Origin of the sequence: Actinoallomurus rhizosphaericola, from assembly GCF_024055675.1 — a bacterium.
Lineage (GTDB): Bacteria > Actinomycetota > Actinomycetes > Streptosporangiales > Streptosporangiaceae > Actinoallomurus > Actinoallomurus soli.
This window is the reverse complement of record NZ_JAMXMW010000002.1, coordinates 711,168-731,629: the sequence shown is the minus strand read 5'-3', so window position 1 is coordinate 731,629 and position 20,462 is coordinate 711,168. Positions and strand designations below refer to the sequence as shown.

Genomic DNA, 20,462 nt, shown 5'->3' with positions numbered 1-20,462 from the left:
GCGACCTGCCCCTTCGCGCTCAGGACACGGCGCCGTCGCGGAGTTCGATGACGCGGTCGGCGTGGCGGACCAGGAGGGGGTCGTGGGTCGCGACGACCGCCGTGACGCCCTGGTCGCGGACGACGGCGCGGATCAGCTGCATGATCGACTGGGCGGTCTCGGAGTCGAGCTGTCCCGTGGGCTCGTCCGCGATGAGCACCTGCGGCGATCGGGCCAGGGCGCGGGCGATGGCGACGCGTTGCTGCTGGCCGCCGGACAGTTCGTACGGGCGCTGCCGGGCGTGGTCGGCGAGGCCCACCATGGCCAGCAGCAGCCGCACGCGCTCCTCGCGTTCGCGGGCCGGGGTGCGCGTCAGCCGCAGCGGCACGCCGACGTTCTCCGCCGCCGACAGCACCGGGATCAGCCCGAACGACTGGAACACGAACCCGACCGTCTCCCGGCGCATGCGCTGCAGCTCCGCCGGGCCGGAGGAGGTCACCTCCCACGGGCCGACGACGACCCGGCCGGAGGCCGGGCTGTCGAGTCCGCCGATGAGGTTCAGCAGCGTCGTCTTCCCCGAGCCCGAACGGCCGCGTACGGCCAGGAGCTCCCCGGCCTCGACCGTGAAGCTCACGTCCCGGAGGACGTGGTTCGCCCCGTACGCCTTGTTCAGGCCCTCAACGGTGATCATCAGGCCAGACTCCGATGTGATCCGTCTCCAGTTCCAGGCGTACCCGGTCCTTCATGTCCAGCGCCGTGGTGAACGACCGGGGGAGCTGCAGCCGCCCCGCGCGGTCGAGCACGGCGTACTCCGCGACGACGACGTCGCCGGTCTCGGAGGTGCGGCGGAGGATCTCGCTGCTCGTCCGCCCGTCGCGGATGCCGATCGTCCGGTCGACGTTGCCGGCGACCTCCGGGTCGTGGGTGACGATGACGGTCGTGACGCCGAGGGACCGGTTCGCGGTGCGGAGGGCGGCGAACACCGAGGCGCCGGTCGCGGTGTCGAGCTCGCCGGTGGGCTCGTCGGCGAGGACGACCTTCGGCCGGTTCGCGACGGCGACCGCGATGGCGACGCGCTGCTGTTCGCCGCCGGACATCTCGGCCGGTCGCGCCGTGGCGCGGTCGGCCAGGCCGACGAGGTCGAGCAGTTCGAGGGCGCGCGTGCGCCGCGCCTTCCGCCCGAGACCGGCGAACCGCATCGGCATCTCGACGTTCTCCGCGGCGGACAGGTACGGGAGGAGGTTACGGGCGGTCTGCTGCCACACGAACCCGACGAGCTCCCGCCGGAACCGCAGCCGGTCGCGCCCGGACATGTCGAGCAGGTCGACCCCGGCGACCCGCGCCACGCCCGCGGTCGGCACGTCCAGCCCGGCCAGGATGTTCAGCAGCGTCGACTTGCCGGACCCGGACGCGCCGACGAGCGCCACCATCTCGCCCTGCTCGACGAGCAGGTCCAGGCCCTGCAGCGCGATCACCTCGACGCCCTGCGTCTGGTAGATCCGCACCAGGTTGTCGCAGACGATGTGGGCGTCCGCGCCGTACGCCGGGCCGGTGCTGCCGGCGCGGCGCTCCAGCTCCGCCAGGTCGGGTTCGTCCAGACTCATACCTCTCCGATCCGCAGCACGCCGCCGAGGCCGCGCCGCGTCGCGACCAGGGCGTCGATGAACACGGCCAGGGCCGCGAAGACCAGCAGTCCGCCGGCGAGCGACGCGGAGACCGCCAGGTCGGGCACGAAGTGCCGGACCGGCGACCCGCCCGTGTACGGGCTCAGGTCGATGGCGGACCCCAGCAGACCCGGTAGGACGAGCCCGAGCGCCCACCCGCCGGCGAACGCGACGAGCAGCACCGGCGCGATCTCGACGACGGCCAGCCAGTGCGCCTGCCGCCGGCTCAGCCCGAGCGTGCGCAGGTACGACACGGCGCGCCCGCGGCCCCGCGCGCCCGCGAACAGCATCACGAGGATCGCGAGCGTTCCGTAGCAGGTCACGAGGGCGGCCGTCAGGCCGAATCCCTGCCCGACGATCCGGCCGAGGGTCCCCTGGGTGAGCGCGGCGTGTTCCGCGCGGTACGTCGTCACGGCGTTCTTCTCGGCGGCGCCGAGCGACGGCTGGGCGGCGGCGCGCGTCAGCGCCGCCGCGTCGATGTGGTCGCCGCGGACGAAGATGGAGACCGAGCCGGTGTTGCCGCCGCCGGTGGCGCGGCTGAGCGCGTCGGCGGGCACGAGGACGAACGGGTCGTCGGCGGACTGGCCGGGGAAGCTCGTGACCGTGCCGGCGTTCCGCAGCGGCATGCTCTGGCCGTAGTCGGTGGACACGCTGACCCCGGACTTCGGCGCGTGCGCGGTGGGGGAGAACAGCGCCGGGATCCCCGGGCCGCGCGGCCACGCGGGCGGCCGCAGGGGCGTGTCGGCCATCATCCGCCGGTAGGCGGGCAGGTCGATGCCGATCACGGTGAGCTCGCTGACGAGCTGGCCGTCAACGGACATCCGGGCCGCGTGGACGGTCTGCGCGGGCACGACGGCCCGTACGCCGGGCGTGCGGCGCACCCGGTCGATCACGTCCCGGCTCATGGTCACCGCGTCGACCCGCGCGTCCCCGCCCACCGAGGCGTACGTCGCGAGGCGCTGCGCGCGGCTCAGGCTCGCCTCGACCGTCGAGCCGAACCCGATGACCGCCACGGCCAGCAGCACGACGACGAGCGGCAGCGCCGCCGTCGACACGCGGGCGACGCCGATGAACAGGACCGCCGACCGCCCCCGCGCGAGCATCCGCTGGACCGGCCGCAGGACGTACGGCAGGACGCGCAGGAGCACCAGCCCGGCGGCCACGGCCAGGAGCACGGGAACGGCGGACAGGAACGGATCGATGCTCCCGGAGGCGGGGAGGCCGCGTCTGCGGACGAGGTACGTCCCGGCCACCGCGAGCACGACGAGCAGAGCCTCGGCGACCAGCCGCCGCCCCGGGAGACGGAGCCCGGCGGCCGTGGGCCCGCCGATCGCCGTCAGGACCAGGATCGCGACCGCGGCGTACGACACGGGCTGCGCCGGGCCGTCGACGAACAGTGCGGACAGCGCGAGGCCGACTGCGGCGGCCGGCAGCGTCACCAGGGCCGTGACACCGGCGGTGAGCCCGGCGAGCCGGAGCCGTGAGGCGCCGCGGGCGGCCTGCAGGTGGAGGTCGGGGTTCATCCGCCGGAGCAGGAGCCCGACGGCGAGGGTCAGCACGCCGAGCGCGGCGGCGAACAGCCCGGAGACCGACAGGAACATCAGTGCCTGCGTCGTCCGGAGCCGCTGCACGAAGTCGTCGAGCACCCAGTCCAGCCGTGTGCTCATCGAGGTGTTCTCGCCCGCGATCCTCTCGGCGGACCGGTGGACGGCGTCCACGAGCGTCTTCGCGGACCCGGCCGTGACCCGGTCGGTGCCGGGTGTGTACGTCCAGGTGACGTTGACCCCGAACGGCGTCCGGGTGCACAGCGCGCGGTAGCCGGCCGGGTCGAGGATCCCGGTCGCCAGGATGACGTCGTTCCCGTCGGGCGTCTTCCTCAGCTCGGCGTCCGCGAACTTCGCGTGCGACGTGGACGCCCAGTACCGGTCGCCGGGGTCCGCGGGGACGAACAGGCCCGTGATCCGCACGTTGAGGGCCGGCTGGGTCGCGGTGCGCAGGACGTCGCCGGCGGCGACGCCCAGCCGCCGGGCCGCGCGTTCGGGCAGCGCGGTCTCGAGCGCGGGGCCGGGCGGGCGGCCCGAGACGTACCGGATGTGGGCGTTCGCGCTGCTGGAGTAGCCGAGGCCCAGCGTCTGGTTCACGCCGTGCGCGAGCGGCATGAACGATGAGCCGGCGAAGTAGTCGCTCGTCACGATGCTGTCCCGCAGCGGCTTCGGGAACGTCGCGCGCCACTGCCGTGCCGCCGTCGCGAGCCCGTCCGTGCTCGCGAGGAGACGTGTGCCGCGCGCCTGCGCCTCGTCCGCCGCGGTCGACGGCAGCCCGGACGACACGACGAGGTCGGCGGCGCCGGACGGCGCCCCGGCCATCGTCTCCCGCGCGGCGCGGTCGTACTCGGAGACGAGCGCCCGCGGCCCCGCGTCGGCCAGGAACGTCGTGACGAGGACGAGCAGCCCGAGGACGAGCAGCGCCGGCCAGTGCGCCCGCGCGGTCCGCCGGATCATCGCTCCTCCAGGGGACGGCCGCGCCGCAGCGAGCGGGCGAACAGCAGCAGCACCGCGGCGATCAGCACGACGATCGCGCCCAGCATCGAGACGATCGCGGGCCACCGCAGGATGACGTGCACGGGCGGGTACGGAGTGGTGGCGGCCGCCGTGAGCACGACGTGCGGCACGACGAGGCGGGCCAGCACGACGCCGAGCAGCAGACCGCCGGCCAGGCCCAGCCCGACGAGGAACGCCTGCTCGACGGCGACGAGCCCGAGGACCTGCCGCCCGCCGACGCCGAGCGCCCGCAGGATCGCGAACTCACCGGCGCGCTCCCGCGCCGACACGGCCGTGTGGACCGCGAACCCGATCGCCGCGAGCACCAGCGCGGCGCCGAACCCGAGGATGAGGGCGCCCCGCAGCCCGCGCCCCAGCGGGGCGTCGCGCAACCGGCGCCGCAGGGCGTTCCGGTCGACGACGGTCTGCCCGGCGAGCGCCTTCGCGGCCGGCGCGGTGTCGCGGGCCGTCAGCCACCATTCGCCGGGCGCGGGCGCGGGTACACCCGCGGCGAGGTCCCGGTCGCTCAGCGCGGCCCAGTCGACCATCACGCCGGGCTTGCCCGGCGCGACCGACGGCAGTGCGGGGACGATCCCCGCGACCGTGATCGGATGGGCGAGGCCGCCCTGGTCGAGGCTGAGCCGGTCACCCACGCCGACGTGCGCGCGGGCGGCGAGGTCACGGGTGACGATCGCCGGGAGAGGCGCGTCGGCCTGCCCGCCGCGCACCAGGGCGCTGCCGACGAGCTGCGGCGACTGCCACTCGGCGGCGGACGCGGGCGGCAGGCGCAGGCTCAGCAGCCCGCCCGGCTCGGGCCGCAGGTTCTCGGCGATGCCGTCGCTCGCCGTGATCTGCCCGGTCCACTGAACGCCCGCCGGCGACCCCAGCGCCGGCACGGTCAGCGTGAGGTCGCCCGGACGGCCGCCGGACGCGCCGACGTAGGAGAAGCGGAAGCCGCGGACCGCGATCGGGTAGGCGATGGCGCCGCCGGCCCCGGCGGCCGCCGACAGGTCGACGTCCTCGGTGTGGGTGCTCCCGTCGGCGGCCACGGAGCCGATGTCGACCTCGTACGTCACGTGGAACGCGTCGGTGAGGATCATCGAGAGCTCGACCGGGCCGCCCGTCCGGTCGGCGCGGACCCCGACGGACAGCCGCGACGGCCGCCCCGGGACCGGCACCGCCGCGCCCGTACGGCCTGCCGCGAGCCGCGCCGGGTCCGCCGGGAACGGGGTCCGCAGCATCCGTGCGATCTTGGCGGCGTCGGCCGCGAGCACCGTGACGTCCGAACTCGCGGTCCCGCCGAACGCCCGCAGGACCGGGCTCACCGCCGTCACACCGGGCAGCGCGGCGTACCGGCCGCCCTGCCCCGCCGTCTGCGGCGACGTGTCGTCGGTCGGCGCGGTGACCCGCAGGTCGGCGCCGGCCTGGAAGTCCGCCTGGTCGAGCTGCGACTGCCGCCACGTCACGCCGGTCGTGACCGACAGCACGCCCACCGCCACCGTCATCACCAGCAGCAGAGTGGGGCCGGCGGTACGCAGCGGTCTACGGCTGACCTGCCGCGTCGCCACCGCGGGCGCCAGGCCGCGGCCGTGCGTGGTGGCCCGCTCCCCGGCGCGCGAGGCGACCGGCACGAGCCGCAGGATGAGGACGCCCCCGGCGAGGAGCGCGAGCGCCGGACCGGCGACGATCAGCGGGTCGATGCCGAGCCCCCGCGTCGCCGTCGCGGTGACCGGGCCGCCGTAGTGCGCGAGCTGCCAGACCGCCAGCGCCGCGAGGACGACGAGGGCCAGGTCGCCGCCGGCCCGCTGGATCGCCGCACGCCGCTCGCCCCGGCCGCGCTCGGCGAGGGCCGCGACGTACGTTCGCCGGACGCCGCTCAGCGCCGGCAGGCAGAGGGCGGCGGCGCACGCCAGCGCGCCCGCGACCGCGATCGCCCAGGCCAGTACGGGTGACGGCGGCGTGGCGGTGCCTCCCGCGACGGCGCGTACGAGCGGGGGCGCGAGGAACGGCGCGGCCACCGCGGCCGGGAGGGCGAGCAACAGGCCCTCGGACGCGGCGAGGCCCGCGATCTGACGCGTCGACGCGCCACGCGCGCGCATGAGCATGACCTCGACCCGCCGGTGCTCGGCGAGGAGCCGCGCGACGAGCGTCAGCGTGTACACCGCGAGGACGACGAGCTGCAACGCCGGGATGAGCAGCGTCGACCGCGCGACGAGCAGCGCCCGGCCGACCTGCGTCAGCAGGTCCGCCAGCGAGGACTTCACGCTGTAGGAGCCGCCGAGCGCGGCCGGGAGCGCCCGGGCGCGCGCCGCGACGTCCGTCAGCTCGTTCGCGCGGATCTCCCGCGTGGACGGGGACACGAGCCAGCGCACGGTCACCGTCGTGGCGAAGCGCGCGCTGAACGTCGCCGGAGGCACCACGAGCGGGCCGAACGTGGTGTAGCCGAGGCGCTCGGCCCCGGTCGTGACGAGCCGGTCGCCGCCCCAGAACCAGTCGTCCGCGTGCCGCGCCTCGAACAACCCGGTGACGGTCACCGTGACCGGCGGGCCGCCGACCCGGCTGTGCAGGGTGACGGTACGGCCGGGGGACAGCCGCATCGCCCGCGCGGCCGGCACGGGCAGGGCGGCCTCGATCCCGTTCGCGGTCGGCCAGCGGCCCGCGACGAGCCGGGCGTGGCCCTCGATCCCGTCGTACGTCGCGAACGTCGTGAGCTGCGGGTGCGGACTCCGCTCCTGGCCCGGCACGGCGTACGAGTCGCCGCGCGCGCTGACCGCGACGGCCGCCGGGACGTGCCCGTACACCCTGTGGACGGCCGCCGTGACCGTGCGCCGCGCGGCGGGGATGTCATGCGCGGCGACGCTGGTGGTGATCCGCGTGCCGGCGTCGTCGAACGTCGCCGTGGCCAGGGTGGCGCGCAGCCCGTCGCCCGTCACGGTCGCGGCGTAGCCGCCGAGCGCGGTCAGGATCGTGACGGCGAACAGTACGGTCGCCGAGGCCGCCAGGACGAGGAGACGATGGCCGAGCGCGCGCCGGACCGTGAACTCCGCCCGTCGCAACCCCCGTCGCCTCCCTCACCTTGCCGCGATCAGGCCATCTTCACGGTCGGGACATGATTCGGGCAAGTGCGCGGGAGGACGACGGCCGGGACCGGTGCCCCGATCCACCGTCACCGGGGGCGGAGGCGCGGCTCCCGCAGGTCCTCCGGGACGGTGGCCGGGCGGCCGGACAGCACGGCGCCGTCGACCTCGGCGCGGGCCAGCGTCATGCAGGCTCCCGCGCGTTCTCTCCGCGCTCCGGACGTGTTCGCCTTGATGGCGACACTGGCCAGGGAGGTGAACAGGTCGACGTCGCCTTCGCTGTCGAGCCGCACGCGGATCCAGTCCCCGCCGGGGGCCAGCTGCACGCGCCCCGACTCCAGGAGGGGACGGCGCAGACGCCCGATGACCGGCCAGGTCAGCCGCAGCTCCGCGCAGCCGTCGGCGTGCACATGGGCGAGCTGCCGGCCGTCGACCTTCAGCGCCGTGCCGAGACCACAGGCGGCGCGTCCTCTGCGCACGCCGGGCCACGAGGCCACCTGCGCCATCGCGCGGTCGGCGTACGACGTCGCCGGAACCTTTCTTCCCCGCATGACAACCAATCGTTCACCCTCCGACCCCGCCATCGGAAGACTTGTGACACAAAAAGCCCCTATGCGGGGAACGGCGCGGGCAGAGGCCGCCGGGTGTCCGGGGCGGATGGCGGCCGCCGAGGGCCGGACGCGGGCAGGCCGCCGGGGATCGGGCGCGGGCAGGGGCGCCGGGGGTCAGGCGCGGGTGGCGGTCGCGTACGACCCGGTGCGCAGCTCGTCGAGGAGGCCGGGCTCGACCGGCTTCCATCCGAACACCCGCTCGGCGCGGGAGGGATCCAGCGGCGAGGACCGGGTGAGCACGCCGGCGAAGGGGCCGAGCGCCTGCCGAGCCTGTTCGAGACTGATCGACAGCGCGCGGGCTCCGGTGGTGCCGGCCACGGCCTCGGCGATCTGCCGCATGGAGGTACGGCTCCGGGTCGCGACGTTGACGACGAGCTGCCGATCGCCCCGCTCCAGCGCGGCGACGTACAGCCTGGCGAGGTCGTCGACGTGCACCGAGCTCCACTCGTTGGCGCCGTCGCCGATGTACGTGGCGACTCCCCGCTCCCGTGCGCCCGCGATCATGCCTTGGAGCAGCCCGGAACCGCCCCGTCCGTAGATCAGCGCGGCCCGGATCACCGTCACCGCCGGCCCGTCGGCGGCCAGCACCTGCCGCTCGCCCAGCACCTTGTACGGCTGCGGGGAGTGTTCGGAGTCGACCGAGGTGTCCTCGTCGACCGGCACTCCCCGGGTGTCCGGATAGACCAGGCCCGTGCTGGTGTAGACGAACGGGCTCCCCGGCCTGAGCCCGGCGAGCATCGCCGCCAGCGCCGGCTCCTCCAGTTTCCGCATGGCGGGGTCGGTGAAGTCCACCGCGGCGTGGACGACGGCGTCGGCCCGCTCGGCGGCGAGACGGAGGGCCGCCGTGTCCGCGAGGTCTCCCGGAACCGCCTCCGCTCCCAGCCCGGTCACCCGGTCCCGAGCCGCCTGTGACCGGGCGAGCGCGCTCACCCGGTGGCCCGCCGCGATGAGGTGCTCGGTGAGCACACCGCCGAGATAACCGCTCGCACCCGTCAGGAAGATCTGCATGGTCCTGTCCTCGCTGGTAGACGGCGGCCGCCGGTCCGCGGCCACTCCGTCCAGCGTTCGCGAGCGGGCCGGGGTGTAGCCAGGGACCGTCGGTCCGTGGCTGAGCGCCGGTCGGAGGCGCGGCGGGGCCGTACCGTGGGGCCATGGACAAGCACGCGCTGGCGGCGTTCCTGCGCAGCAGGAGAGAGCAGGTCCGGCCGGAGGACGTGGGCCTGCCGCGGGGGTCGCGGCGCCGGACCCCGGGGCTGCGGCGGGAGGAGGTCGCGCAGCTCGCCCACATCTCCACGGACCACTACAGCCGTCTGGAGCAGGCGCGCGGGCGGCACCCGTCACGCCAGGTGCTCCGGGGCATCGCCCGCGCGCTGCGCCTGTCCGATCAGGAGCGGGCCCACCTCTTCTCCCTGGCCGGCGAGCTGGAGGATGATCCGGGGCGGCTGCCGGCGCGCGAGGTCGCCCCCTCCACCGCCGCCCTGCTGGACCGCCTCGCCGACACCCCCGCGATCGTGCTGGACGACACGTGCCAGGTGCTCGCGTGGAACCCGCTCGCCGCCGCCCTGTTCGAGGACTTCTCGGCCCTGCGGGCGGCGGACCGCAACGTCCTGCGCCGCATCTTCCTGCACCCCGACCGCGACCACGGCGTGTACGGCATCGCCGGCCACGAGCGCCTGGCGATCAACGCCGTCAGCTATCTGCGGGTCGCCACCAGCCGCTACCCGGACAGCACCGAACTGCGTTCGCTGATCGATGAGCTCCTGGCCGGCAGCGCGACCTTCGCCCGGCTGTGGAACTCCCAGGAGCTCCGCATCGAACACCATTCCCGGCAGGTCTTCCGGCACCCGAAGGTGGGCCCGATCGAGCTGGACTTCGACATCCTCACCGTGCCGGACTCCGACCAGCACCTGATGCTCTTCACCGCCGAGCCGGGCTCCGCCTCGTACCGGAGCCTGCAGTTCCTCGGGGTGATCGGCACGCAGCGGATGGACGCGCCCACCTGAGCCGGGGCGCGCGCCGCGATGCCCCTCAGGAGGTCGTGTGCTCGGCGGTCAGGTGGCCCGAGTCGGTGCGCAGGTAGAGCCTTCGCGGGGCATGCTGGTCGTGCGGAACGCCGGCGACGTCCTTGCCGCCGCTGTCGGTGTCGGCGTCCACGTTGTACGGGCCGCCGGGGACCGCCACGCGAAGCGAGGCCGAGTCGGTCGTCGCGTTCACGTCGGTGGGCGGGGCGGCGAAGGTCAGCCGGACGCTCCCGGACTTCGAATGCGCCCGTACGGTCGCCGCGGTCAGCCGCGTGGCGTGGATCGACCCCGAGTCGGTCGTGAGGGTGAGGGGGCTGCCGACGTCCTCCACGGTGACCGAGCCCGAGTCGCTGTGGGCCCGGACCGCGCCCTTGACCGAGTGGATCGCGACCGATCCGGAGTCGCTGCTCGCGTCGGCGGTCGCGACCCCGGTGACGTCGATCCTGCCGCTGTCGGCGCGGGCCTGGACGGTGACGGACGCGGGGACCGTGAGCTCGTAGTCGACCTTGCAGCGGGTGCAGCCCCTGGTGAACGTCAGGGTCCCGGAGTCGAGCCGCTGGCCGGGATGCGGAGTGCCGTCCTGGTAGTGCACGACCCGGTGGATCCGCACCGCGGAGCCACCCGCCCTGATGACGAGCCGCCCGTCTTTCGAGTCGAGGTTCACCACCTTCACCTGGCCGTTCACGGTGGCGTCGGAGGTGAGTTCGTTCTTGTAGTCGCCGAAGTGCACGCTGACGCCGCACGCGGAAAGGCCGAGAACGGCGAGCAGGGGCAGGGCCAGGCCACCTTTGCGCACGGACGTACTCCTCCCCGTCGGACTGCCAGCACGCTATCCGGACCGCCCGGCCGCGGCCCATGGGGACCGCAGGCGTCACGGGGGTGGGGCTAGCCCCCGTCAGGTGCGGGAGCCGCCCTCGGGATCGGCGGGCGGCGGGTCCGTACGCTCCTCCGAATCCGGCTCCGAGGAGTCCGACTCGGGGGGATCCGGCTCGGCGGGGTCCAGCGAGGTGGACCAGCCGCCGAACAGGGGCGACCCCCAGTTGCGGGTGTCCTCCTTCAGCCGGTCGAAACCGCGGCGGATGCTCTCCCAGCTCTCGTCCGCGAGCGGAGTGCCGACGTCGGCGGAGGAGTCGATCGGCGCGTCACCGAGCGGATCCGGGCTCTGGGGCTCCGGCGTCTCCGGGTACCGGCCGCTCGGCGACGTCGCGTCACCGCGCTCTCCCGGCGGTGCCCAGAGCGGCTGTCGTTCCGGCGCGGACGGCGGGCGTACGGGGTCGGCCGGGGACGGCTCGCCCGGGGCCTCGTACCGCTCCGCCGCGGACGCCGGATCGGCGGACGCCGGCCCGGCCGGCGGCGTGAAGGACGAAGGGCCGGAGGAGGGCCCGCCGTCCGCCGCCGGGGCGGAGAAGGGCGCGGCGCGCGGGGGCTCCGCCGGTGTGCCCCCGTACGGCGGTGGTTCGACGGGGGACCGGTCGCCCGTACGGGAGACCGGCCGTCCCGCGGGATCCGGGGGCGGCGGCCCCCAGGACGACGAAGCCTCGGACGGCAGCGGTTCCCGGGACGACGGCGGCCCGGGCGAGCGTGGTTCCCAGGGGGACGGCGGCTCGGGCGGCAGGGATCGCCCGGACGACGGCGGCTCGGACGGGCGGGGCTGCCCGGACGACGCAGGCTCGGGCGACGAGGGTTCACGGGAGCGGGGTTCTCTGGGGGACGGCGGCTCGGGCGGGCGGGGATCCCAGGGCGGCGGCGGTGGCGCGGACGGCCGGGGACTCCAGGACGGTGACGCCTCGCTTGCGCGGAGCTCCCAGGATGACTGCGGCCCGGTCGGACGCGACTCCCAGGGGGACGGCGACTCGGAGGACCTGGGCTCCCAGGGCGAGCGGCCCGGCGCTCCGCCCTGACGAGGCGTACGCGTGGGCGGGCGCGACCGCCAGGGATCGTCCTCGGCCGGAGCCGAGGCGGCGACCGGCACGGCGACGTCCTCGTCGTCGGCGTCGGCCAGAGCGAGCCGCCGGCGGCGCTGCCGCCAGCCCAGGATGAGGCTGAGGACGAGGAGCGTACCGCCGCCGCTGAGGACGGCGACGAGCATGAGGTCGGGGCCGCCGCTCCCCGACGGGGACCCGTTGGCGTCCGGCTTGGTGGACGAGGACTGCGGCTGCTTGACGGTGGCGCCGCCGTGCTCGGCCTTGTTGATGCGCGCCGCCGCGCGCAGCGCGCCCAGGGCGTCGGCCACGCCGGTGCCGGTCGCGGTGCTCCGGCCGTCGGGCGGGCGATGGGTGGTGCCCTGTTCGAGCGCCTGCTTGACCTCGGCCGCCGAAAGGCGCGGATAGCGCGCCTTGACCAGCGCGCTGATGCCGGCGACGAGCGCGGCCGACGAACTGGTGCCGGTGCCCAGCACATAGCCGTGGCCCGCCACGTCGGCGCTGACGATCTCGACGCCCGGCGCCGCGACCGAGACGTACGCGTGGCGGTTCGTGAACTTGGCCGGCTTGAAAGCGCGGTCGACCGCGCCGACGGCGATCACGCCGGGGTAGGCGGCCGGGTAGTTGCGGCGGTTTCCGGTGGCGCCGTCGTTGCCGGAGGACGCCACGAGGACGACGCCCTTGTCCAGGGCGTACTTGATGGCCGACTCCTCCAGCGGGTTGCCGTCGTAGAACAGCTTGCCGCCGCCGAGGGACATGTTGATGACCTGCGCGCCGTGGTCGGTGGCGTACCGGATGCCCTGAGCGATGGCGTCACGGGACCGCGCCACCTGCGCGTGGTCGTTCCGCATCGGGTCGCCGAGCTCCCACGTGACCCTGATGGACAGGACCTTCGCCTCCGGCGCCACGCCCATGATGCCCGCGCCGCCGGCGGCGCCGTGACCGTGGCCCGCGATCAGGCTGGCCATCTCGGTGCCGTGCCGGCCCCAGTAGCGGCTGCCCGGCTTGCGCGCGTGGCCGGTGAAGTCGGGGCCGTCGATCACGCGCCCGGTGAGGTCCGGCTGATGGCCGTCGACGCCGGTGTCGAGGACGGCGACCGTCACGCCGTCGCCGCGGGAGTACTTCCAGGCGCGGGACAGGTGCAGAGCGCCGAGCGTCCACTGCTGGCCGCGGTACAGGTCGGCCGTTGCCGCGCGGGCGGGCGGGCGGAGCGGCCGGCTCGGCACGGCGGACTGGGCGGCCGGAACGGACAGCACCGCGACGGCAGCGGCGGCCAGCAGCGCGGAGACGAGGCGAGGAAAGGTGCGGCGGGGCTCGGATACGGGCACCGGTTTCCTCCCCGGTATCGGCGGCGGGCGTCATTCTGCCACGGAGGGGTGGCGGAGCGCTTCCATGAGCGACCGCCTCCGATGCGCCGAGGGCCGGTCCCGCGCACGGAGCGGCCCACCGGTCCGGGTACGGTTTCAGGGCGGTACGAGCGCCGGGCCGGCACTCTCCTGGCCGCACGTGGCCTTCCGCGTGCCCTTCCCTGGCGGCCAGCCGGATTCCGGCCCGGTTCCGTCTGCTCCGCCGGGCGTACACCCGAAGCCTCCCGCCGTATGACGACCCGTCCGGAGGCCCGGGCGCACGATCGGGGCATGGAAACGATGAGCCCGGCCGCGTACGGCCCCTGGCAGCACGGTCCCTGGCAGCACGGAGACGGCCCCGGCTGGTGGCCCGTCATCCCTCTCGTGTTCGGTCTGTTCTGGCTGCTCGTCCTCGGCGGAGGCGGCTACCTGCTCTGGCGCCGTACAAAGACGCCGGCGCGCGCGGAGTCGCTGCTCGCCGAACGGTACGCGCGAGGCGAGATCGACGAGGAGGAGTACCGGGAGCGGCTGGCCGTCCTGCGCTCCTGAGACCTGAGACCTGCGAGCCGCGAAGCTCTTCGGGTTCGGTCGGCGGCCCGCGTCAGCGTCGGGGAGCCTCCTCGGTCCGGTCGGCGGCGGGCGCCGCCGCCTCCAGGAGCCGGCCGGCCTCGGCCTCGTCGATGGAGACGCCGGCCGCCGCCTCGCTGAACCGCCGCAGGAGGCGCGCGAACTCGGAGCGTTCGGCCGGGGTCCAGTCGGCGACGAGCCGGGCGATGAAGTGCCTGCGGAACTCGTCGGCCCGATGCTGGATCCGGCGGCCGGCGTCGGTCAGCTGCAGGTGGGCGCGCCGGGCGTCGACCGGCGACGCCTGACGGGACACGAAGCCGGCGTCGATGGCGTGGCCGACGAGGCGGCTGGCGGTCGATGGGTCGATCTCGAGGAGCTCGGCGACGGCGCCGACGGTGACGTCACCACGGTCCTCGCCCTGCTTGGCGATCGCGTAGATGACCATCAGGTTGGACAGCTGGATGCCCCGTCCAGGCTCGCAGTTCTCGCGCAGCCGCCGGAGGAGCTGCGGCTTGGCCCAGAGCCTGCGGAGCTGGAACGCTGCCTGCTCGATCTCCGCGACGCTCGGGTCGATGTCTGTACCCACATCGTCACAGTAATTGAGGGCGTCACTTTTCCCGGCATCCTGCGGGATCATCCCCACCAGAAGGCCGTGGCGATGATCCCGTACAGCACCATCAGCGTCGCGCCCTCGAGCCAGTTCGACTCGCCGTCGAGGACGACGAGCACGGCGATCACCACGGCCATGATCAGCACGGCGATGAGGAGCGGCGACAGCACGAGGGTGAAGGACGCGCCGACCAGCGGGGAGAGCAGGACGAGGGCGGGCGCGACGACCAGGGCGATCTGCAGCGGGCTCTGCAGGATGACCGACAGCGCGAAGTCGGACTGGTTCTTGAGGGCGAGCTGGATGCCGACGACGTTCTCGACGGCGTTGCCGGCGATCGCGACGATGACGAGTCCGGCGAACGCCTGGGAGATGCCCAGGGAGTCCATCGCGGGTTCGAGCGCGGCCACGAACCAGTCCGAGACGAACGCCGCGCCGACGCCGGTGATCGCCAGCATGGTGAGGGCGACGGCCAGCGGCCACGTGGGCCCGTGCCCGGACTCCGCCCCCTTCTCCGCGCCCTTCCCCGAGGCCGCCGCTCCGGGCTTCTCCGCGGCCGGCTCGGCGGCGCTCGCACCGCCGTCCGCGACGATGGTGCCCTCCGCGCCCGCGCTCATGGCGGCGGCCTTCACCGGCTCGTCCGCCGTGCCGTGCCCCTCCTCGGCCTGCTGCCGCTTGATCGAGCTGGGCAGCGACGCGGCGAACAGGCAGAGCAGCAGGATCGACACCACGACCGAGAGGTTGCGCTCGTGCAGCGCCGCCTTCGTCGCGTGCGAGCCGAGCGCCGAGGTGAGCGAGGGCACGAGCAGCGCCGCGACCGACAGGAACAGCAGCACCGACAGGGTGCGGGCGGCGTCACCGCCGAACTTCTGCGGCCCGTGCTTGATGCCGCCGAGGAAGAACGCCAGACCCAGGACGAGCAGGACGTTGGCGAGGATGCTGCCGACGATGGTGGCCGTGGCGACGTCGTACAGCTTCTTCTGCAGCGCGAACAGGACGACGAACAGCTCGGGGAGGTTGCCCAGCGCGCTCTGGACGACGCCGGTGGCCCCGGCGCCCAGCCGGTCCGCCAGGTTCTCGACGCTGCGCCCGACCAGGCTCGCCAGGAGCGCGAGCGCGATCGCCGCGACGATGAACGGGACGACGGTGCCGCCGATCTTCCCGAAGTGCGTGACACCGGCCGCCGCGGACGCCACCACGGTGATGATGATCAGACGCCAGTCGGAACGCGTGAATCCCATGGCGGAGATCATGCCGCATCCGGACCTGCGGACTTGACGTTTTCTTAACGTTCAGTACGTCGAGGTGAGCGCCGTCGCGACCCGAACGTGCGCTCCCGGCGGCAGGCCCAGGCGCTGCGCCGCGTTTCCGGAGTTCACCGCGAGCGCCAGGCAGCCCGCCGAGTCGACGAAGGCGACGAGCTCCCCGGGAGGCACGGCGCCGAACGTCTCACGGAACGGCACCGTGAGGGTCCGCCGCCCGAGGATGAAGCTCAGCGGGACGCCCCTGACCGCGCCGATCCGGTGCAGGTCATCGGCGGTCACGGAGAGCTGGACGTTCCCGAACCGGTCGACGGTCAGCACCTCGCCGTCGACCGTCCCCTCCTGCACGCGGCGGGTCGGCCGGGGCAGCGTCACGAGGTCGGCGACGTCGAACTCCGGCCCCACGGACGCGATGTCCCGGCCCGCCGCCAGGTGCGCCGCCACCGGCGCGAAGATGTCGCGGCCGTGGAACGTCGCCGACGTGGGCTCCAGCCACAGCTCACGGTTGGTCAGCTCGAAGGCGCGCGCGCCGCCGTCGGGAACGCACCAGGACAGCACACCGTTGTCCGGCCCGACGAAGATCCGGCCGCCCGCGGCCACCGCGACCGCCCGCCGCGTCGTGCCCACGCCGGGATCGACGACCGCGACGTGGACGCCCTCCGGGAGGTACGGCACGGTCTGGGCGAGGATCGCGGCCCCGCGCCGTACGTCGGCGGGCGGGACCAGGTGGCTGATGTCGATGACGCGGGCCCTGGGGGCGATCCGCGCGATCACCCCGTGACAGGCCGCCACGAACCCGTCCTCCAGCCCGTAATCGGTCAGCAGCGATACGCAGTCTGTGAGCGCCACGCTTGCAGACTACGTCGAGGCATTACCCGGAGAACACCGCGAACAAGTCGACGATCACGCGTAGCATGACAGCCCCCCGACCCGTACAGAGGGGACCTGATGCAACCGGCGAACGCCCGGGGCGATGGCCCTGACAAGAAGGAAGACGACGGCCGCCTGGAAGAGCGCGACCGCAAGATCCTCGACTTCGAACGACAGTGGTGGAAGCACCCCGGCGCCAAGGAGCAGGCGATCCGGGAGCTGTTCGACATGTCCTCGACCCGCTACTACCAGATCCTGAGCCGGCTGATCGAACGCCCCGAGGCGCTGGAGTACGACCCCATGCTGGTGAAACGGCTGCGGCGTCAGCGATCCGCCCGCCAGCGCCAGCGGGCGGCGCGTAGGCTCGGTATCCGAACCTGACCTGCCCGAAGCGGCGCGGTCCCTCCCCGGCGGGCGATCCGGTGATCGGTCGCCTCCGGGCGGCCGGTCCGTGACGGGCGACCGCGGGCTGAGGAGAGGGACGATAGATGAGCGTTGAGCCGAGGTCCGAAACGGCCGCCGGAGCCGAAGGGCTGTCCGCGATCCGCGACCGCCCGCGGGAGGCGATCATCGGCTTCGACTTCGACGGGACGCTGTCGCCGATCGTCGACGACCCCGCCGACGCGCGGGCGCATCCGGGCGTCGTCCCGGCGCTGCGCCGGATCGCACCGCTCATCGGCACGGTGGCGGTCATCACCGGCCGTCCCGCCGCGACCGCCGTCGAGGCCGGCGGGTTCGCCGACCTGACGGGGCTCGTCATCCTGGGCCAGTACGGCCGGGAGCGCTGGGAGAACGGCGTCCTGCAGGCTCCGGAGCCGCCGCCGGGCGTCGCGGAGGCCCGCGCGAAGCTCCCCCAGATCCTGGCGAACGCCCCCGAAGGCGTCGCGATCGAGGACAAGGGGCTCGCGCTCGCGGTGCACACCCGGCGGGCCGCCGAGCCGCAGGTCGCCCTCGAACGCCTCCGGAGCCTCGTGGAGGCCCTGGCCGAGCGCACCGGCCTCGCCGTCGAACCGGGCCGTTACGTGCTCGAACTCCGGCCGCCGGGCATGGACAAGGGCGCGGCGCTGCGCGCGCTGGCCGCCGAGCGCGGCGCGTCGGCGGTGCTGTTCGCCGGCGACGACCTCGGCGACCTCGCGGCGTACGACGCGATCGACGCACTGCGCAAGGAGGGCACGCCCGGCGTGAAGGTGTGCAGCTCGTCCGACGAGGTGACAGCGCTCGCCGAGCGCGCGGACCTCGTCGTCGACGGCCCGCCGGGCGTCGTCGCCCTCATCGAGCGACTCGCCGACGAACTGGAGTGACGCCCGCCCGCCGGCAGGCGGGCGCTCGGTCCGTCGGGTGGGCGGCGGGCCGTACTCGGGGGAGCCTCCGTGGGCGGCCGGCCGTACTCGGCGGGCCTCCGGCGGCGCGGGGTCAGTCGTCCTCGGCGAGGATGCCGTACAGGCGGCGGCGGGCGTCGTTGATGACCTCGAGGGCGCGCTCGCGCTGCTCCTCGTCGCCGGCGTGCATGACCTGCCGGAGCGCCATCATCAGCCGGCCCATCGCGGAGTGAAGGTGGGTGGCGGCCTCGCCGGCGTCCTCGGTGATCTCCGCCCACGGCGGCGTCCGCCCGGCGGCGGTCTCGGTCTCGGCGCGGCCGGTGTCCGTCAGCGCGAACAGCCGCTTGCCGGACGATTCCCGCCCGGAGATGAGTCCCTCGTCTTCCAGGAGCTGCAGCGTCGGGTACACCGAGCCGGGGCTGGGCCGCCAGAGCCCGCCGGTGCGGCTCTCCAGCTCCTGGATCATCTCGTAGCCGTGCATCGGGCGCTCGGCCAGCAGCGCGAGGATCGCGGCCCGCACGTTGCCGCGCTTCGTACGGCGCCCGCCGCGTCCGCCACGGCCGCGCGGGCCGAACCCCGGCCCCCAGTCGCCGAACGCCGCGCGCTCCTCACGGTGCGTTGATCCTCTGCGCATGACCTCTCTCCGCCGATATGTCGAACGATATATCGTACGGCGGGTCAGCCCTTGACCTGGATGCTGTCGAGGATCTTGCGGGTGAGGTCGGGCGGCCCGGCGAGCTTCACGCGGACCCACATCGTGTACTTCCCCTGCGTGTCCTTCAGCCCGACCTCGTTGATGGTGATCGTGCCGCAGCGCCACGGGTAGATCTGCCCGACGAGCGTGCCGTGGCGGTACTGCTGCACGGCGCCCGGCGTGCACTTGGCCCGATGGTTGCCCAGGGCGCGGGGCGGCACGGTGACGTTCGGGTCCCGGGTGAGGCCGGCGAAGACGCCCGGCGTCGGAACGTCGTCCTTGACGAACTGACCGTAGTCGGGAGTCGCGCGCAGCGCGGGGGCGTTCGCGCGGTCCGCGACGGAGACCGGCCAGGTGGTGTGCTGGGTCTGCAGCTTCCAGGTCGGCGGCACCCGGATGCTGAGCCGGCCCGTCACGTCGGTCACGGTGACGAGGCCGTCGCCGGGCTTGGAACCGGACGAGGAGCCGGTGAGCTTGCCGACCGCGTACGCGCCGCCGCCCCCGACGACCAGCACCGCGGCCAGGCCGGCGATGACCAGCAGCCGTTTGCGGCTCGGCCCGCCGGACGACCCGCCGCCCCCCGCCTCGGGCCGCCGGGGTCCGGATCCGGCCGGGTCCGCGGGACGGTCGCTCCCGGTGCCGCGCGGGCCGTACGGCCGCTGCAGGTCGACCACCGTGTCGTTGCCGCCCTCCGCCGGAGGCGGCGTCGAGATCGTCCGGTCGCGGGCGTTGCCGTACGGCGCCGGGCCCTGGTCGTCGCCGACCGGGGGGACCCGGAGCGTACGGCTCGACGGGGCGTCCTCGGGGCCGCCGGGCCCCGCCGGTCCGTCCGGGATCGGGGAGACCCGCAGAGTCCGGCCCGACCCCTCGTCACCGGACCGGTCCACCGGCCCCGCCCCGTACGGGCGGTCCGAGGGCCGTCCGCCCGATCCGGGGTCGGCTTGTCCCGCGCCGTACGAGCCTGAGCCCTCGGGGGCCCACCCGCCCGATCCGGGGTCGGCCTGTCCCGCGCCGTACGAGCCTGAGCCCTCGGAGGACCACCCGCTCGATCCGGGATCCGTCCGTCCCGCGCCGTACGAGCCCTCCGAGGGCCATTCGCCCGTTCCGGAGTCCACCATCGTCGCGTCACCCGCGGGCATGTCCCGGCGCGTCGAGTCGTCGGCGACGGACATCAGCGGGACGCTCAGCGCGGCCGCGAACGCCTCCGCGGACGGCCAGCGGCGCTCCCGGTCGCCTTCGAGCGCCCGCATCACGATCTCGTCGACGGCCGGCGGCAGGCCGCGCCGGGCCGCGCTGGGCGGCTCGCTCACCGGCGCCGGGCCCGGCGGGTCCCCGGTGAGCAGGTGGTACGTCAGAGCGCCCAGGCCGTACACGTCGGCGCGGACGTCGAGGCCGCCGCCGAACCGCGCCTGCTCCGGCGACATGTACCCCGGCGTGCCGACCGGCATCGTGAACGCCCCGGAGGCGTGCGCGAGCGCCTTGGCGAGCCCGAGGTCGGCGATGAGCAGGCGTTCGCCGCCGTCGGTCGTCGACTGGAACAGGATGTTCGACGGCTTCAGGTCCCGGTGGATGACGCCCAGCCGGTTGATCACCTCGACGCCATGGGCGATCTCGATGGCCAGCCGCAGCGCCTCGGCGATCGTGAGATTCCGCTCACGCATCCGGTCGGCGAGCGTTCCGCCGTCGGCGTAGGACATGACGAAGTACGGCCGGCCGTCCTCGAGTTCGCCGATGTCGTGCACGCGTACGAGGCGTTCGGAGTCGGCGCGGCGCAGGATCTTGGCCTCTTCGAGGAAGCGGTTGCGCACGTCGAGGTCGTCGATGAGTCCCCCGGCCAGCACCTTCACGGCCACGGGGGCATCGAGCAGTTCGTCCTGGGCGAGCCACACAGAGGCGAATGCTCCGGACCCGAGGACACGATCGATTCGGTAACGACCGACGTTCGAAGGTATGGACACCCCCGTATCATGCCCAATGCGGGGC

The 20,462-nt window shown here is 74.4% G+C and carries 17 protein-coding genes; 4 read left to right on the top strand and 13 right to left on the bottom strand.

Features of this window, described 5'->3' with window-relative positions; translation table 11 throughout:
* Positions 1–19 precede the first annotated feature (19 nt).
* From NE234_RS07405 to NE234_RS07380, 6 genes are all read right to left on the bottom strand, one after another.
* The gene (locus tag NE234_RS07405; RefSeq protein ID WP_252778106.1) at positions 20–670 is read right to left on the bottom strand and encodes an ABC transporter ATP-binding protein; all 651 of its coding nucleotides are present in this window, start codon (positions 668–670) and stop codon (positions 20–22) included.
* Complete coding sequence (locus NE234_RS07400; RefSeq protein ID WP_252778105.1) at positions 657–1,583, bottom strand: ABC transporter ATP-binding protein; 927 nt, start codon at positions 1,581–1,583, stop codon at positions 657–659. Before NE234_RS07400 ends, NE234_RS07405 begins: the two co-directional genes overlap by 14 nt.
* Complete coding sequence (locus tag NE234_RS07395; RefSeq protein WP_252778104.1) at positions 1,580–4,144, bottom strand: FtsX-like permease family protein; 2,565 nt, start codon at positions 4,142–4,144, stop codon at positions 1,580–1,582. The genes NE234_RS07400 and NE234_RS07395 overlap by 4 nt, the downstream gene beginning before the upstream one ends.
* Positions 4,141–7,239 carry an FtsX-like permease family protein gene (locus NE234_RS07390; protein ID WP_252778103.1) on the bottom strand — a complete coding sequence of 1,033 codons (3,099 nt, stop codon included), beginning with the start codon at positions 7,237–7,239 and terminating at the stop codon, positions 4,141–4,143. Before NE234_RS07390 ends, NE234_RS07395 begins: the two co-directional genes overlap by 4 nt.
* Before the next feature lie 110 nt (positions 7,240–7,349).
* Positions 7,350–7,811 (bottom strand): luciferase domain-containing protein, encoded by a 462-nt coding sequence (locus NE234_RS07385; protein ID WP_252778102.1) that lies wholly within the window; start codon positions 7,809–7,811, stop codon positions 7,350–7,352.
* 174 nt (positions 7,812–7,985) lie between these two features.
* Entirely contained in the window at positions 7,986–8,879 is an 894-nt protein-coding gene (locus NE234_RS07380; RefSeq protein ID WP_252778101.1) for an NAD-dependent epimerase/dehydratase family protein, read from the bottom strand.
* A gap of 143 nt (positions 8,880–9,022) precedes the next feature.
* On the opposite strand from NE234_RS07380, the gene NE234_RS07375 reads away from it, so the two are divergent.
* The gene (locus tag NE234_RS07375; protein WP_252778100.1) at positions 9,023–9,874 is read left to right on the top strand and encodes a helix-turn-helix transcriptional regulator; all 852 of its coding nucleotides are present in this window, start codon (positions 9,023–9,025) and stop codon (positions 9,872–9,874) included.
* A 25-nt stretch (positions 9,875–9,899) separates the two neighbouring features.
* On the opposite strand, the gene NE234_RS07370 is transcribed toward NE234_RS07375, so the two are convergent.
* On the bottom strand, positions 9,900–10,688 hold the full coding sequence (locus NE234_RS07370) for a DUF4097 family beta strand repeat-containing protein (protein WP_252778099.1): 789 nt from the start codon (positions 10,686–10,688) through the stop codon (positions 9,900–9,902).
* 99 nt (positions 10,689–10,787) lie between these two features.
* Positions 10,788–13,142, bottom strand: a complete 2,355-nt coding sequence (locus tag NE234_RS07365) for a S8 family peptidase (RefSeq protein ID WP_252778098.1) — start codon at positions 13,140–13,142, stop codon at positions 10,788–10,790.
* A gap of 309 nt (positions 13,143–13,451) precedes the next feature.
* Here NE234_RS07365 and NE234_RS07360 point away from each other — a divergent pair, with 309 nt between their 5' ends.
* Positions 13,452–13,709 carry an SHOCT domain-containing protein gene (locus NE234_RS07360; protein WP_252778097.1) on the top strand — a complete coding sequence of 86 codons (258 nt, stop codon included), beginning with the start codon at positions 13,452–13,454 and terminating at the stop codon, positions 13,707–13,709.
* Between the two features lie 52 nt (positions 13,710–13,761).
* On the opposite strand, the gene NE234_RS07355 is transcribed toward NE234_RS07360, so the two are convergent.
* From NE234_RS07355 to NE234_RS07345, 3 genes are read right to left on the bottom strand one after another with little or no spacing between them, the layout of a single operon-like run.
* Positions 13,762–14,313: a MarR family winged helix-turn-helix transcriptional regulator gene (locus NE234_RS07355; RefSeq protein WP_252778096.1), complete on the bottom strand. Its 552-nt coding sequence runs from the start codon at positions 14,311–14,313 to the stop codon at positions 13,762–13,764.
* A 47-nt stretch (positions 14,314–14,360) separates the two neighbouring features.
* A complete protein-coding gene (locus tag NE234_RS07350; protein ID WP_252778095.1) occupies positions 14,361–15,575 on the bottom strand; it encodes a calcium:proton antiporter in 1,215 nt (404 codons plus the stop codon).
* A 51-nt stretch (positions 15,576–15,626) separates the two neighbouring features.
* A complete protein-coding gene (locus NE234_RS07345; protein WP_252778094.1) occupies positions 15,627–16,445 on the bottom strand; it encodes an SAM hydrolase/SAM-dependent halogenase family protein in 819 nt (272 codons plus the stop codon).
* Positions 16,446–16,544: 99 nt separating this feature from the next.
* Between NE234_RS07345 and NE234_RS07340 the strand changes: the two genes are divergently transcribed.
* Together NE234_RS07340 and otsB are read left to right on the top strand one after the other, a co-directional pair.
* The gene (locus NE234_RS07340; RefSeq protein ID WP_252778093.1) at positions 16,545–16,847 is read left to right on the top strand and encodes a DUF3263 domain-containing protein; all 303 of its coding nucleotides are present in this window, start codon (positions 16,545–16,547) and stop codon (positions 16,845–16,847) included.
* A 107-nt stretch (positions 16,848–16,954) separates the two neighbouring features.
* Positions 16,955–17,767 (top strand): trehalose-phosphatase, encoded by an 813-nt coding sequence (gene otsB / locus NE234_RS07335; protein WP_252778092.1) that lies wholly within the window; start codon positions 16,955–16,957, stop codon positions 17,765–17,767.
* 112 nt (positions 17,768–17,879) lie between these two features.
* Here otsB and NE234_RS07330 read toward each other — a convergent pair whose 3' ends face one another.
* On the bottom strand, positions 17,880–18,419 hold the full coding sequence (locus NE234_RS07330) for a PadR family transcriptional regulator (protein WP_252778091.1): 540 nt from the start codon (positions 18,417–18,419) through the stop codon (positions 17,880–17,882).
* Between the two features lie 44 nt (positions 18,420–18,463).
* Positions 18,464–20,437: a serine/threonine-protein kinase gene (locus NE234_RS07325; RefSeq protein WP_308206852.1), complete on the bottom strand. Its 1,974-nt coding sequence runs from the start codon at positions 20,435–20,437 to the stop codon at positions 18,464–18,466.
* Positions 20,438–20,462 lie beyond the last annotated feature (25 nt).